The following is a 13,509-nucleotide window of genomic DNA, read 5'->3' on the forward strand; positions in this document are numbered from 1 at the left end:
CACCCTGTGCGAATCGCTCAGAGCGAATAGCACGAAACTGGGGAATCAAAAGCCTGGGGGGCTTGCGTGATGAGAACTGTTTTGGTTGCCGCGTTAGTCGTTGTGTCCGTTTTATCCGGTGTTTCCGCTGCTGAGGCCAGTGTCCCGGCGCCCCCGAGATGCGTGCCCAGCACGCAGTACGCGTACGTCGGCTTCGAGCTGGCGAAATGGGATTACGTCGGTGTCGACGGCGGGGAATACCTGTACCGGTACAGCTTCAACGGCTGGAATCAAGGCACCGTCACCTGCAAACCCGAGGCGTGAATTCCATTCGCTTTCAACCTTCTGAAGGGAGGTGAAGGGAATGCAGGAAAACACGACCGCCGTGGACGCGGTGGAGGAGCTGCAGGTCGAGGAGCTGGTGGAAACCACCGCGGCCGGCACCGCCTTCTGCATCGGCAGCGCGGGCTGCCCGTCCAGCGCCGGCACGGCGTCCAGCTTCGGCTGAGCAGTCCCACACCACTGATCCACGAACCTGAGGAGATCGAGATGAACGAGTTCGACAACCAGGTCGAGCAGGCGTTCGCCGAGGACATCACGGTGGAGGAGCTCGGCGAGGTCGCCGGCGCCGGTACCACCAACACCGGCGGCACCATCAGTTCCACCACCTGCCCGGCGTGCATCGGCACCGCCTTCAGCTGGTCCTGAGAGGAAAACGGTCATGGAGACGCAGGAAACGCAGGACTTCACCGAGGAACTGACCGTCGAAGAGCTGTCCGACGCCACGGGCGCCGGCTGGTGCGTCGGGTCGGCCGGCACGTTCGGCTGCCCGTCGAGCGCCGGCAGCTACGGCACCGTCAGCTCGCACTGACGCACTGATCCGAACCACTGACGCACTGAGTTGGGAGGAAAAGCAATGAACGAGGAAATCTTCGAGCCGGCCACGACCGAGCTCACGATCGAGCAGCTTTCCGACGCGCAGGCCGGCAGCTTCTGCCTCGGCAGCGTGGGCACCGCGGGGTGCCCGAGCTCGGCGGGCACGGTCGGCACCGCGAGCTCGAGCTGACAATCCCCCAGGACATCCGCGGCGAAACGAACCTCTGAAGGGAGGTTGTCATGGAGAACGTTACCACGCAGGCCCCGCAGGTCGAGGAGCTCGTGATCGAGGAGCTCACCGAGGCCGGTGCGAGCAATTGCTTCGGAACGGCGGGCAGCATCGGCTGCCCGGTGTGCTTCGGCACGTACGGCTGTGCCACCTGAGCCACCTGATTCCAGGTGAGGCAGGTCGGCTATTCCACCCACGCCGCGTGGTCGCCGTCGAAAAATGATTCATGAATGGCGGCGACCACGCGGTGCGGGAAAACACGCGTTCTGAAAGGGCCGGGGGATGTCGGAAATCGTCCAGCGGTTGTGGCGGCACTTCGCCCGCCTGGAGCCGTTCGGAATGCAGGCTCCGGATTTCTTCGCGGAGCTGGTGGAACAGGCGCCGGTGGTGCGCTTCGACGGAATGTGGGTCATTTCCGGCTACGAGCTGGTGACCCGCCTGTGTACCCACCCCGGCTTCCCCATGGCGGCCCCCGTCTTCACCGACGTGGTCCGCCGAGATAACCCACAGTTTGTTCGCTTCTTCGGCAGCACCATGTCGGTGCGGGCCGCCGAGGAGCACTCGCGGCTACGCGGTGTGCTCACCGGGGCGTTTTCCGGCCGTCGGCTGGCCGGCCTGCGCGACCGCATCGACGACGTGGTGGCCGATCTGCTGGCCGAACCGCTGCGTCGCGGCGAGGCGGAGTTCGTCTCCGAGCTGGCGACGCCGCTGCCGGCCGCCGTCACCGCCGTGCTGTTGGGCGTGCCGCCCGCCGACCGCGACTTCGTCACCGCGCGGGCCACCGGCATGATGAGCCAGCTCGCGGCCGGTTTCCTCACCGAGTCGCACCCCGAGGCGGGGACTTCGATCACCGCCGCCGAGTTCGCCGAGCTGCGCGACTATGTCGCCGGCCTGCTGGCCAAGCGCCGCGCCGAGCCGGCCGAAGACCTGATCGGGCACCTCGCCCAGGCGCAGGAGGCGGGCAAGCTCACCGCCGACGAAGCCGTGGACATGGTGCTGCTGCTGTTCATGACCGGCCTCGACACCGTGACGGCCGCGCTGGCCAACACGCTCGTCGTGCTGTCCGAGCAGCCCGACGTCGCCGCGGCGCTGGCCGCCGATCCGCGGTGCGGCGATCGCGTGTTCGCCGAGGCCATCCGCCTGCGCACGCCGGTCGCGTTCGGATCGCGCCAGGTCGCGCACGACCTGTCCGTCGGCAAGCTGGACTTCAAGGCCGGCGACACCGTTATCCTCGCCTTCGCCGCCGCCAACCTCGACCCGCGCAAGTTCGACGCGCCGCTCGAGTTCCGCTGGGACCGGCCGATGACCGGCAACGTCGCGTTCGGCCACGGCAGTTACTACTGCCTCGGCAGCGCGCTGGCCGCGATGACCGCGCAGTCGCTGCTGACCGCGGTGCACGACCGGCTGCCGACCCCGACCCGTCCGCCGGCCGAGCTGCCCTGGCGTGCGTCGCTGGCTTTCCCGACGCCGCGCGAGCTGCCGGTGACGTTCGCGCCCGCGCCGGCGGAAAGCGGTGCCCGGTGAGCACGCGCTACCGGTCTCGCGCCGGAGCCGAGTTCCGCCAGGTCGAGGAGTCCGACTGCGGTGCGGCCTGCCTCGGCATCCTGCTCGCCGGGTTCGGCAAGTACCTGTCGTGGCCGGTCCTTTCGCAGGCCTGCGGTGGCGGCCGCGACGGCATCAGCGCCGCGACACTCGCCCGGCGCGGCCAGCAGTTCGGCCTGACGGTGAGCGCCAAGCGCGTCCGGCTGTCCGGCGCCGAGGCCGACGTCGCCACCCTGCGCGGGCTGGCCGCGCCCGGCGTGGTCTTCGTGGACAACCGGCACTTCGCGGTGCTGGAACGCGTCGGTCGCGGCGGCAAGGTGCGGCTGCACGATCCCGCGGCCGGGCGGCACACGCTGTCGATCGTCGAGTTCCGCGAGCGGTTTTCGGGGCTGTACCTGGGTTTCCGGCCGGGTGCCGGCTTCGAGCCGAGCGGTGCGCCGCAGCGGGTGCTGCCGCGTGCGCTGCGCTGGCTGGGTGCGGGGCTGCCGGTGGTGCTCGGTGCGGTGGTGGCCGGCGTGGTCACGGCCGGGCTGACCGTGGTGGCCGCGCTGCTGGCCCGCTCGCTGGTCACGGCGACCGCCGGGCCCGGGGCGACGTGGTGGCTGGCCGCGGTGGCCGTGGGTGTCGCGCTCGCGGGCTGGGCGCAGCAGCGGCTGGTTTCGGCCGCTTTGCTGCGCACCTCGCTGCGGCGCTCCACCGAACTCGTCGAGCACCTGCTTCGGTTGCCCGGCAGCTACTTCCACCGCCGCTTCACCGGCGGCGTCGCGGCGCGGGTGCAGATCGCCGACACGATCGCGCAGCAGCTGACCACGGTGGTGCTGCCGGTCGCGGTGAGCCTGGCCGCCGTCGTCGGCCTGCTCACGGTGCTGGTCGTGCTCGCTCCGCCGGCCGCCGCGCTGCTGGCCGGGAGCACGCTGCTGACCGCGTTGGTCGTGCGGTTCGGGCGGCGGTCCGGGACCGAGCGGCAGTCGGCGTTGATGGTCGAACAGTCGGCGCGCGACGGACTTTCGCTCAACGTGCTGTCGGCCATCGACACGGTGAAGGCGGAGGGCAGCGGACGCCAGGCGTTCGGGCGCTGGTCTTCGGCGCAGCGCAAGGTGCTGGCCGCGCAACGGCGGGCGGCGCTGGGTGAGCACGGGATCGGCCTGGCCGTCACGGCGTTGCACGCCTTGGGCTACGCCGCTTGCCTTGCGCTGACCGCGCTGGTCGCGCCCGGCGAGGTGATCACCGTGGCCGTGCTGGCCGGCGTGTGGCAGCTGCACGCCGGCGGCCTCGTCACGGGGCTGCACCGGATCGGCGGCCTGCGCAGCAGCTTCGCCGCGTACGACGACGTGGCCGGCGCCGAGACCGATCCGTCCGATGTGGACGAACCCGTCGCCGTCGGGCCGGGGCGCGTCACCGTGCGCGGACTGCGTTACGGCTACGACACCAACACCGAGCCGCTGCTGGTTTCGCTCGACCTCGACGTGCCGCCCGGCGGCCGGATGACGCTGGTCGGCCCGAGTGGCTGCGGCAAGTCGACGCTGGCGAAGCTGCTGGCCGGGCTCGTGCGGCCGTGGTCGGGCGTCGCGCTGGTCGACGGGCGGCGCAGCGCGGATCTGCCGCCTTCGGTGCGGCCGTTCCTGGTCGGGTACGTGCCGCAGCGGCCGGCGTTCTTCGAGGGCACCGTGCGCGAGAACTTGGAACTCGGCACCGCGCTGCCGGACAGCGCCATCGCCGCCGCCCTCGACGACGCCCAGCTCACCGAGACGATCGAGCTGCGCGGCGGGATCGACGCGGCGCAGGTCAGCCAGCAGGCCCGCAACTTCTCCGGCGGCGAACGCCAGCGGCTGGCCCTGGCCCGCGCGCTCGCCCGCAACCCGCGTGTCCTCGTGCTCGACGAGGCGACCAGCGCGGTCGAAACCGCATTGGCCGCCCGCATCGACGCCGCCCTGCGCACCCGCGGCACCACCACGGTCGTCGTGGCCCACCGGCTTTCCGAGGTCCGCGGCGACGACACGGTCGTGTTGCTCGACCACGGCGCCGTGCGCGTCTACGGCACCCACGACGACCTGCTGGCCCACTCCCGCGGCTACCGCGACATCGCGGAGGTGGCCGGATGACCACGACGGTGCCCACGGAGAAAACCCGCTCGTGGTTCGAGGAAACGGGTGCGACGGCAGCGTCGCTGCGGCAGGCCGTCGCCGGTCGGACCAAGCCCGAAACGGCTGAGCCGCAGCCGATCGACGACGCATGTCTTGCGCCGACCGTTGTCCAGAAGCCTGTACCGGAGCCGCGCAAAGCCGTTCTGCCCCACGAAGGCAGCACCGGCCGGCACCTGCTGTCCTTCGCCGTGCGCGGCCAGCGGGCCCGGCTCGTGGTGAGTGCCGTGGTCGGGTTGCTGGCGACCGTGTTCGGGTTCGTCGTGCCGCTGGCCGGGATGGTGCTGGCGATCGCGATCGCCGCGGACAACCGCGACGCCCTGCCGTACCTGGCCGGCGCGCTGGTCGGGCTGCTCGCGTTGCAGCTGCTGACCACCGCCGTGGTCGAGCGCGGGCTGCTGACCCTGACCGACGGGGCGCAGGACCGCCTCGAGTCGGCGATCTGGCAGCGCCTGCTGAGCCTGCCCGCGACGTTCTTCCGCGACTACCCGCTGCGCCGCCTGATGGGCTTCTCCGGCGGGGTCGGCCAGCTGCGCGGGTTGCTCGGCAGCGGCGGCCTCACGGCGGCGTTGCACGCGGTGTTCGCGCTGGTCGCGATCGCGTTGCTGGCGCTGCTGGATCCGTGGCTGGCCGTGGCGGCGGTCGGGATCTTCGGGCTCGTGCTCGGGGCGATGCTGTGGCTTTCCGTGCGCCAGCAGCGGCACGACACCGAGGTGCTGTCCGCCGTGGACGACGTGCAGGCGGCCGTGTATCCCGCGATGCTCGGCATCGACGACGTACGGGCGTTCGGCGCGCAGTCCTATGTGGTCGGTCGCTGGAGCAAGGCGTTCCGCGCGCAGAAGCGGTCCGACGACGCCGGCCTGCGCTACGCGGAGATCGCGAGTGCGCTGGCCGTGGCCTGCTACCCGGCGCTGCTCGCGGTGCTGCTGCCCATGGCGTCCGGCCTGGGGTTCACCGGGCAGTGGACGGTGGTGATGGTCGCGATGACGCTCAACCTCACCGCCACCCGGCTGCAGAGCGCGCTCGTCGGCCTGTTCGCCATCGGCCCGGTGCACGCCCGTCTCGCGCCGGTGCTCACGACCCGGCCGGAGACGCCGGCGCGCCCGACCCCGCTGCCGGCCGCGCGCGGTGCGGTCGAGCTGTGCGACGTGAGCTTCCGCTACCCCGGCCAGACCCGTGACCTGCTCACGGACGTCTCCCTGCGCATCGAGCCGGGCGAGTTCGTGGCGCTGATCGGTGCGTCGGGCGCGGGCAAGTCGACGTTGCTGCGCCTGATGCTGGGCCTCGACCGGACCGAGCGCGGTGTCGTGCTGGTCGACGGCGTGGACGTGAACACCTGCGACGTCGACGACCTGCGCACGCGGATCGGGTACGTCGCCCAGGACGCGACGCTCATGCGCGGCACGCTGGCCGAGGTCATCTGCGGCGCGGCGGACGAGGTGGACCTCGACCTCGCGCAGCGGGCGGCCGAGCAGGCGCAGCTCGGAGACGTCGTCGACGCCTTGCCGATGGGCCTGCACACGCAGGTCACCGACGGGGAAAGCGGCTTGTCCGGCGGCCAGGTGCAACGCCTGCTGCTGGCCCGCGCCCTGGCCAAACGACCTTCCGTGCTGCTGCTCGACGAGGCCACGAGCGCACTCGACGCCGCCGCGCAGGAGCGGGTACGGCACGCGGTCGACGACCTCCGCCTGACCCGGGTGGTGGTGGCCCACCGGCTCTCCACCATCCGCTCGGCCGACCGGATCGCCGTGCTGGAGCACGGACGCATCGCCGACCTCGGCACGTTCGCCGAGCTGTCCGGCCATTCGACGGCTTTCGCCCGGCTGGTGGGCAACGCCCGCCGGCTCGACTGAGGGGACAACCATGACGAAGAGCATCAATCGGATCACGAGGTTCAACCGGTCGTTGCGGGTGCTGACCGTGCCCGGCGACGCGGTGTACCTCACGAGCGAGCGCACCACGCAGACCCGCCTCGCCGGTGCGTTGGTCGAGCAGCTGGCCCCGCTGCTGGTCGACGGGCAGCACAGCCGCGAAAGCATCAAGCAGGCGCTGGCGGAGGCCGATCCGGCGCGCATCGACGTGGCGCTGGACCGGTTGCGCCGCAGCGGGTACGTCGTCGAGGTGGACCCCGAGGTCGACCCGCGCGTCGGCGGCTACTGGGAAGCGTCCGGTGTGGACGGTGACGACGCCGTGCGGCGCCTGGCCGGTGCGGACGTGCGGGTGCTCACCGCCGGCGACGTCGACGCGGCCGGGTTCACCGAGGCGCTGGCGGCGCTCGGTACCGGCGTCACCACGGATCCCGACGCGCCGGCCGGCTTCACCGTCGTGCTCACCGACGACTACCTGCGTCCCGAACTCGCCGAGTGGGGCACGAAGTTCCACGCGGCGGGCACGCCGTGGCTGCCGGTGAAGCCGGTCGGCAGCATGATCTGGGTCGGCCCGGTCTTCGAACCCGGCGTGACGGGTTGCTACGAGTGCCTGCGGGTGCGGCTGTCCAACAAGAACGTGCTGGCCAGCTACCTGCGCCAGCGCGGAGTGCTCGACAGCCCGGCGCTGGTCAACTCCGTGACCGGCACCGGCGTCACGCAGGACCTGGCCCACCGCCTCGCCGCGCTGCACGTCGGCAAGTGGCTCACCGGCGCGTTCGCCGCGGGCCGGGTCGCGATGCCGCAGCCGCCGGGCGGGGTGGCCGCGCAGTACGGCACGCCGTGGCAGTCGGAGGTCATCACGCTCGACACGGTCAGCCTCACGCAGGAGCACCACCCGTTCCAGCGCCGGCCGCAGTGCCCGCTGTGCGGTGAGCCCGAGCTGCAGGCCGACCGCATGGCGGCGCCCGTGCAGCTCGAGCCGCGCCCGCGCATGGCGAGCAGCGACGGTGGTTACCGGTCGAGCCCGCCGGAGCAGTTCGTGGCGCGCTACGAGCACCTGATCAGCCCTGTCACGGGACCGATCAGCAACCTTGTGAAGGTGCCGTTGGAGGTCGAGGGCCTGCACACCTACACCGCGGGCCAGAACTTCGCGATCCCCATGGCCAACGCCAACGACCTGCGCGCCGGCCTGCGCAGCTGCAGCGCGGGCAAGGGGATGAGCGACGCGCAGGCCAAGGCGTCGGCGGTCGGCGAGGCGATCGAGCGCTACTCCGGGCTGTTCCACGGCGACGAGGCTCGCCGCACCGCTCGGCTGGCCGATCTGGACCCGGCCGAGGTGATCCACCCCAACGCGCTGCACCTCTACAGCGACGCGCAGTTCCGCGACCGCAAGGAGTGGAACTCGCGCCCGTCGCACTTCCACTGGGTCGCCGACGATCTCGACCCGCAGGCCGAGATCGAGTGGTCGCCGGTGTGGTCGCTGACCGAGCAGCGCACCAAGCTGTTCCCCACCTCAGGCCTGTATTTCGCTTACCACAACCCGAAAACCCCGTTCCAGGCCGGCGCGAACTCCAACGGCTGCGCGGCGGGCACGAGCCTCGAGGACGCGATCCTGCAGGGCTTCATGGAACTGGTGGAACGCGACACCGTGGCGATGTGGTGGTACCACCGCCTGCGCCGGCCGGCGATCGACCTGTCGACGTTCGACGTGCCGTACTTCGCGCAGTGGCAGCAGCGCTACGACGAGCTGGAGCGCGACACCTGGGTGCTGGACCTGACCAACGACCTGGGCATTCCGTCCGTGGCCGCGGTTTCCGTGCGCCGCGACAAGCCCGCGCAGGACATCCTCTTCGCGCTCGGCGCGCACTTCGACGTGGAGGTGGCGATCGGGCGGGCGCTGTCGGAGATGAACCAGTTCCTGCCGGCGGTGATCGGGATGAAGGCCGACGGTTCTGGTTCCTATGCCTACAACGACCCCGACCAGCTGCACTGGTGGCGCAACGCGACCGTGGAGAACCAGCCGTACGTGCTCCCGGCCGAAGGCGCCCGGCGCACCCGGGCCGACTTCGAGCGCTACCAAAGCACCGACGTGCGCGAAGACGTGCTGCGCGCCGAGCGGGCCGTCGCCGAGCGCGGGATGGAAATGCTGGTGCTCGACCAGACGCGGGTGGACATCGGCCTGCCCGTGGTGCGTGTGCTGGTGCCGGGGATGCGGCACTTCTGGCCCCGCTTCGCGCCCGGCCGGCTCTTCGACGTGCCGCGCGAACTGGGCTGGATCGATGAAACGCCGTCCGAAGCCGACCTCAACCCGATTGCGATGTTCCTATGACCACGCTCGAACGCACCGCCGAGTACACCGTCACCTTCCGCCGCGACGTCGCCGTGCTGACCAAGGACGACCAGGTCCTGCTCGGCCTGGCCGATCGCGCGGGTTACCGCCTGCGCGGCGTCGGCGCCCCGATGCTGGCGGCTCTGGAGCAGGTCCGCGCCGGGCTGCACACCGAAGAAGAGCTCGCCGCCGAGCACCCGCAGTCGCCGGTCGCGACCGTGCTGACGAAGGTGGAACCGTTCCTGGCCACGGGTTTTCGGCTTCGCGGCGAGCGCGTGGCCGTGCTGGAGCGCACCGGCGTGACCGGGCTGCGGCCCGAGCTGCCGGAGCTGGCCGGCACGTGGCTGCGGCTGGGCAAGTTCAGCCTGCTGCGCCGTCGCGGCGGCGAGCTGGTGGTGGAGTCGCCGCTGAGCAAGTACCGCGCGGTGCTGCTCGACGCGGCGCTGGCCGGCGCCGTGGCCGCCCTCGCCGTGGCACGGCCGACGTCGGAAGTGGACACCGAGTGGTGGCCGGTGCTGGCCGCGCTGGCGGGCGCTGGCTTCCTCGACGTCGGCGCCGACGGTGAGTTCCCCGTCGACTCCGACGACGTGCTGCGCCAGTGGGATGTGCACGACCTGTACTTCCACAGCCGCAGCCGGATCGGCCGCACCGACGAGGCGTTCGGCGGCCGCTTCCCGTACGTCGGCGACATCGAGCCGCTGCCTGCGGTGGCGCCCGCGCCGGAAGGACCGCGCACGGAGCTGTTCCGCCCGTCGTTCGACGCCGTGCGCGCCGCTGACCATGGGCTGCAGGAGACGATCGAGGCGCGCCAGTCGATCCGCACGTACGGCGAAGATCCCATCACCGTCGAGCAGCTGGGCGAGTTCCTCTACCGCACGGCGCGCGTGCGCGGCACCTACGGCCCGCGGCCCGAGGCGCGGATGCCGTACGAAGGTTCGAGCCGGCCGTACCCCTGCGGTGGTGCGGGGTACGAGCTGGAGCTGTACGTCACCGTCCGCCGGTGCACGGGGCTCGAGCCAGGCATCTACCACTACGACGCCGGCGAGCACGTGCTGCGGCTGATCAACACCGAGTCGCAAGCGCGTGACGAGCTGCTGCGCGTGGCGACGCTGTCGACCGGCGGCCAGGCCGTGCCCGACGTGCTGGTGACCATGACCTCGCGGTTCCAGCGGCTGTCGTGGAAATACCAGTCGATCGCGTACGCGGTGACGCTCAAGCACGCCGGCGCGCTGTACCAGACGATGTACCTGGTGGCGACCGCGATGGGCCTGGCCGGCTGCGGTCTGGGCAGCGGTGACGCCGACGCGGCGGCGAGTGCGTTCGGGCTGGACTACCTGAAGGAGTCGTCGGTCGGCGAGTTCATCCTGGGCAGTGCCCCGGCCGAGCTGCCCGCCGCGGTGAGCGGTGACGGCGCGCAGGACTGGCGGGGCGAGCTCGACCCGGGCTGGCAGGCCGAAGCTCTCGCCGCGCGGAGGCGGTGAGGTCGTGTCCGAGCTGCTCGTCTCCCGGATCTGCGGCCTGCCCGCCAGCGTGCTCGACGGTCTGCGTGCCCCGGAGACCGTCGCCCTGCTGGAGGAGGCCGAGTCCGCCGCCGCGCGCAAAACCGCGTTGGCGGAACCGGTTTGCGATGCGTTGCACGCCGTGATCGGCCGCGACGAGCTGTCGCGCGAGCAGCGGCGCGGGCTGATCCGGCTTCGTCGGAGCGTGTTCAACGACCGCTCCGACGAAGCCGGCGTCAGGCTCGCGCGGGAAGTGCTGGCCGCGGGGGAGGCGGACCGGCTCGGTGAGTGGCACCAGCTGCTGGTGCGCGAGCGTGAGCTGCTGGAAAAGGCGGCGCGGGCGCTCGGCGCGGAGCTGGCTTCGGCGCAGCACGCCGTGGCTTCGGCCCTGCGCAGCCCGCACGTACTGGCCGGGCTGGCGCTGGCGAGCCCGGAGTTCGTCACGGCGTTGACCGGCCGCGCCGAGCTGGGCAAACCCGGTGGCCGGCTCAGCCGCAGCGCCGTGTCGTACCTGGTGCGGACCACGGTGAAGCCGAGCCCGTTCGGCGCGTTGACGACCGTCGGCGTCGGAGACTTCGGCGGCGCGGTCGACCCGGGCGCGGGCTGCCGGCTGGTGAGCTCCTCGCGCGTCGCGGCGCGGCTCGCGTATGCGGCCCTGGAAGACGACCCGGTGGTGGTGCCCAATGTGGACACTCGCCTCGTCGGCGCGGAGTGGCTGGCCGCGCTGCCCGTGCACCTGATGCGCCACGGCGTGTACTTCCGCGAGGACGAGGTCACTGCGCTGGCCGGGCCAGTGCCCCTCGACGCTCGGCCGCGGCGCCTGCGTGAGCTGGCCGCGGAGCTGGGTTGCGCCGTCGACGACGTGCGCCGGCTCGTGGACCAGGGGTTGCTGCTGGTGAGCCCGCCGTGGCGCCTCGACGAGCCGCGGCATTTCACCGCGTGGGGCCGTCCTTCGCTGGCCGAAGCCGAGAAGGTCGTGGCCGGCAGCGCGGACGGCCGGCGCCGGGCCGACGCCGTGCTCGCGTTGCGCGGCCGGCTGCGAACCGTGCTGGCGGAACGCGATCCGGCGCGCGTCGGCTGGCTCGACGGGCTCGGGCTGGTGCACGAAACCGTCGCGCACGGCCCGGAACCGGAGACCGCGCCGCCCGCGTGGGTGGCGGGGGCGCTGGACCGGCTCGACGGCCTGCTGGGCGCGACCGCGCGGCCGCGGGCCGGGTACTACGACCTGGTCCGGTTTTTCCTGCACCACTACGGCAACGGCGGCGTCGCCGACCTGGCCGAGTTCGCGTTCCGCGCGGTGCGCGACCTGGACCCGATGCTGTGGCTTTCCCGCTGCGCGGTGCCCGAGCCCGACGTGCGCGACCTCGCCGGGCCGAGCATCGGCCGTCCGGCGCACTCGGTGTTCTGGCAGGTCGCGGGCGAAAAGCTGGTGGTCAACCAGGTGCACCCGGGGTACCTCGGCGCCGTCTCGCGCTGGGCCGGCGTGCCGGGCCTGGCCGCGCGGGTCGAGGCGGCCGTGACTTCGTTGCACGAGAAGCGTTTCCCCGGTTGCGCGGTGTACCAGGTGACCGCGCACGCCGACTGGACGGACACGCAGCGGCCGGCCGTGCGTTCGGCGCCGTGGCTGTCGTGGGGTGCCGAACGGCCCTCGGCCGGGCCCGGTGGCGTGCCGATCGACGGGTTTCGCGTGCGCCACGACCTGGCCACGGGGACGTTGGAGGTGCTCGACCCCGCCGGGCGGGCCGCCGCGTTGAGCTACCTCGGCGCCGTGCCCGCGCACCTGCTGCGCGGGGTGCCGCGTGTGCTGCAGCTGCTGTCGGATCCGTGGCTGTCGCTGGGCCCGTGGGCGCCGATGCCGGGAGCGGGGTTTCGCGAGCGCGTGACGGACGGACGACTGGTGCTGCGCCGGGCCCGCTGGACGCTGCCGGCGTCGGCGCTGCCCGATGTCGCCGGCGGACCCGATGTGGACTTCCTCCGCGCCGGCCGGATGTTCCTGGCCGAGCACGGGTTGCCCGAGCAGGTGTTCGTCCGCGGTCTCGGTGCGGGCGGGGTGCCGCAGGGCAAACCGCAGTGGCTCAGCTTCGCCCACCCGCTCGCGGCGTGGACGGCGCTGAAAGGCCTGGCCGGCGCGGAGGAGCTCGAACTCACGGAGGCCCTGCCGGCTGTTTCCGACGCCGGCTCCCGGCGCGTGACCGAGTTCCTGACGGTGGTGACCCATGCTTGAGACCCTGCTGCGGCCCGACTGGCGTTACTGGCGCGTGTACGTCCCGGACTTGCCGTCCGTGACGCGGCTGCTGACCGAGGTGGTGCGGCCGGTGGTCGGTGAACACTCGTTGCGGCGCTGGTTTTTCCTGCAGTACATGGACATGTCGGGCCTCCAGCTGCGCGTTCGGCTTCAGCCTGAGCCTTGCTCGGCCGCCGTGGTCGAAGCCGACCTGGACCGCCGCTTCGCCGAACGCGGCACCGAAGTCGTGAAGCGCTGGTACGAGCCGGAGCTGGCGAAGTTCCGCGGCCCCGACGGCGTGGAGTTCGCCGAGCGCGTGGCCCACCTGGGCAGCGACACCGCGCTGGAACTGCTGCCCGGCCGCGCTTCCGCCCACCGCATCACGCAGGCCGCGGCCCACACGGCCGCGATCGTCGAGGGCCTGCCCGCCGACCAGCAGATCAGCTTCCTGCACCAGTACGCGTGGTACTGGTCGGGCCGCGGCGCCCGCACCGTCGCCTGGCGCCCCGCGGCCGCCACCGCCCGCCCGGACGACCCGGCCGCCGTGCGCCAAGCGGGCAGGCTGTTCGAGAACGTGACGCGCGAACTGGCCACCGACCGCGTCGGCAAACCCCTGCGCCGCTACGCCGAGCGCTTTTGGACCGAGTACCGCGAATCGGCCCGGCGAGTTTCGCCGTACCGGGCGGCGTTCCAGCACGTTCACCTCATGAACAACCGGCTCGGCGCAGTTCCCGGAGAGGAGGCCCAAATCGCGCGGTTGTTGTGGGTGCAGCGATTGCGTAGCATCGGTAATTGATCGGGTAATCCGATAAAACAACAGTT

The 13,509-nt window shown here is 71.9% G+C and carries 13 protein-coding genes; all 13 read left to right on the forward strand.

Translation table 11 applies throughout. From position 1 onward, the window contains the following. The first annotated feature begins 162 nt into the window (after positions 1-162). The 13 genes from ACQPXB_RS00300 (at position 163) to ACQPXB_RS00360 (ending at position 13,483) form a co-directional block, all read left to right on the forward strand. The gene (locus ACQPXB_RS00300; RefSeq protein ID WP_366586005.1) at positions 163-303 is read left to right on the forward strand and encodes a hypothetical protein; all 141 of its coding nucleotides are present in this window, start codon (positions 163-165) and stop codon (positions 301-303) included. A 40-nt stretch (positions 304-343) separates the two neighbouring features. Beyond that, positions 344-487, forward strand: coding sequence for a thiocillin family RiPP (locus ACQPXB_RS00305; RefSeq protein WP_220245456.1), 144 nt, complete (start codon positions 344-346; stop codon positions 485-487). A gap of 41 nt (positions 488-528) precedes the next feature. Then, positions 529-687 (forward strand): RiPP peptide, encoded by a 159-nt coding sequence (locus ACQPXB_RS00310; RefSeq protein ID WP_285971290.1) that lies wholly within the window; start codon positions 529-531, stop codon positions 685-687. A 13-nt stretch (positions 688-700) separates the two neighbouring features. Next, positions 701-850 carry a thiocillin family RiPP gene (locus tag ACQPXB_RS00315; protein WP_220245458.1) on the forward strand — a complete coding sequence of 50 codons (150 nt, stop codon included), beginning with the start codon at positions 701-703 and terminating at the stop codon, positions 848-850. Positions 851-895: 45 nt separating this feature from the next. After that, positions 896-1,045, forward strand: a complete 150-nt coding sequence (locus ACQPXB_RS00320) for a thiocillin family RiPP (RefSeq protein WP_220245459.1) — start codon at positions 896-898, stop codon at positions 1,043-1,045. A 50-nt stretch (positions 1,046-1,095) separates the two neighbouring features. Beyond that, entirely contained in the window at positions 1,096-1,239 is a 144-nt protein-coding gene (locus tag ACQPXB_RS00325; protein ID WP_158688140.1) for a hypothetical protein, read from the forward strand. Positions 1,240-1,366: 127 nt separating this feature from the next. Then, a complete protein-coding gene (locus ACQPXB_RS00330; protein ID WP_432849060.1) occupies positions 1,367-2,608 on the forward strand; it encodes a cytochrome P450 in 1,242 nt (413 codons plus the stop codon). Next, the gene (locus ACQPXB_RS00335; RefSeq protein WP_432849061.1) at positions 2,605-4,728 is read left to right on the forward strand and encodes an ATP-binding cassette domain-containing protein; all 2,124 of its coding nucleotides are present in this window, start codon (positions 2,605-2,607) and stop codon (positions 4,726-4,728) included. The genes ACQPXB_RS00330 and ACQPXB_RS00335 overlap by 4 nt, the downstream gene beginning before the upstream one ends. Then, positions 4,725-6,620: an ATP-binding cassette domain-containing protein gene (locus tag ACQPXB_RS00340; RefSeq protein ID WP_432849062.1), complete on the forward strand. Its 1,896-nt coding sequence runs from the start codon at positions 4,725-4,727 to the stop codon at positions 6,618-6,620. The genes ACQPXB_RS00335 and ACQPXB_RS00340 overlap by 4 nt, the downstream gene beginning before the upstream one ends. A 10-nt stretch (positions 6,621-6,630) precedes the next feature. After that, the gene (locus ACQPXB_RS00345) at positions 6,631-8,964 is read left to right on the forward strand and encodes a TOMM precursor leader peptide-binding protein (RefSeq protein ID WP_432849063.1); all 2,334 of its coding nucleotides are present in this window, start codon (positions 6,631-6,633) and stop codon (positions 8,962-8,964) included. Then, entirely contained in the window at positions 8,961-10,445 is a 1,485-nt protein-coding gene (locus ACQPXB_RS00350) for a SagB family peptide dehydrogenase (protein ID WP_432849064.1), read from the forward strand. The genes ACQPXB_RS00345 and ACQPXB_RS00350 overlap by 4 nt, the downstream gene beginning before the upstream one ends. Before the next feature lie 4 nt (positions 10,446-10,449). Continuing rightward, positions 10,450-12,687, forward strand: coding sequence for a hypothetical protein (locus ACQPXB_RS00355; protein WP_432849065.1), 2,238 nt, complete (start codon positions 10,450-10,452; stop codon positions 12,685-12,687). Then, positions 12,680-13,483 (forward strand): thiopeptide-type bacteriocin biosynthesis protein, encoded by an 804-nt coding sequence (locus ACQPXB_RS00360; protein WP_366586021.1) that lies wholly within the window; start codon positions 12,680-12,682, stop codon positions 13,481-13,483. Before ACQPXB_RS00355 ends, ACQPXB_RS00360 begins: the two co-directional genes overlap by 8 nt. Positions 13,484-13,509: the final 26 nt, after the last annotated feature.

The sequence above is a fragment of the Amycolatopsis sp. CA-161197 genome (assembly GCF_050942255.1).
GTDB lineage: Bacteria > Actinomycetota > Actinomycetes > Mycobacteriales > Pseudonocardiaceae > Amycolatopsis.

Bases quoted from the DNA above. Each gene is read 5' to 3' on its own strand.
- ACQPXB_RS00360 (WP_366586021.1), top strand. From the start codon at position 12,680: ATGCTTGAGACCCTGCTGCGGCCCGACTGGCGTTACTGGCGCGTGTAC.
- ACQPXB_RS00305 (WP_220245456.1), top strand. From the start codon at position 344: ATGCAGGAAAACACGACCGCCGTGGACGCGGTGGAGGAGCTGCAGGTC.
- ACQPXB_RS00345 (WP_432849063.1), top strand. From the start codon at position 6,631: ATGACGAAGAGCATCAATCGGATCACGAGGTTCAACCGGTCGTTGCGG.
- ACQPXB_RS00330 (WP_432849060.1), top strand. From the start codon at position 1,367: ATGTCGGAAATCGTCCAGCGGTTGTGGCGGCACTTCGCCCGCCTGGAG.
- ACQPXB_RS00315 (WP_220245458.1), top strand. From the start codon at position 701: ATGGAGACGCAGGAAACGCAGGACTTCACCGAGGAACTGACCGTCGAA.
- ACQPXB_RS00310 (WP_285971290.1), top strand. From the start codon at position 529: ATGAACGAGTTCGACAACCAGGTCGAGCAGGCGTTCGCCGAGGACATC.
- ACQPXB_RS00320 (WP_220245459.1), top strand. From the start codon at position 896: ATGAACGAGGAAATCTTCGAGCCGGCCACGACCGAGCTCACGATCGAG.
- ACQPXB_RS00325 (WP_158688140.1), top strand. From the start codon at position 1,096: ATGGAGAACGTTACCACGCAGGCCCCGCAGGTCGAGGAGCTCGTGATC.
- ACQPXB_RS00340 (WP_432849062.1), top strand. From the start codon at position 4,725: ATGACCACGACGGTGCCCACGGAGAAAACCCGCTCGTGGTTCGAGGAA.
- ACQPXB_RS00350 (WP_432849064.1), top strand. From the start codon at position 8,961: ATGACCACGCTCGAACGCACCGCCGAGTACACCGTCACCTTCCGCCGC.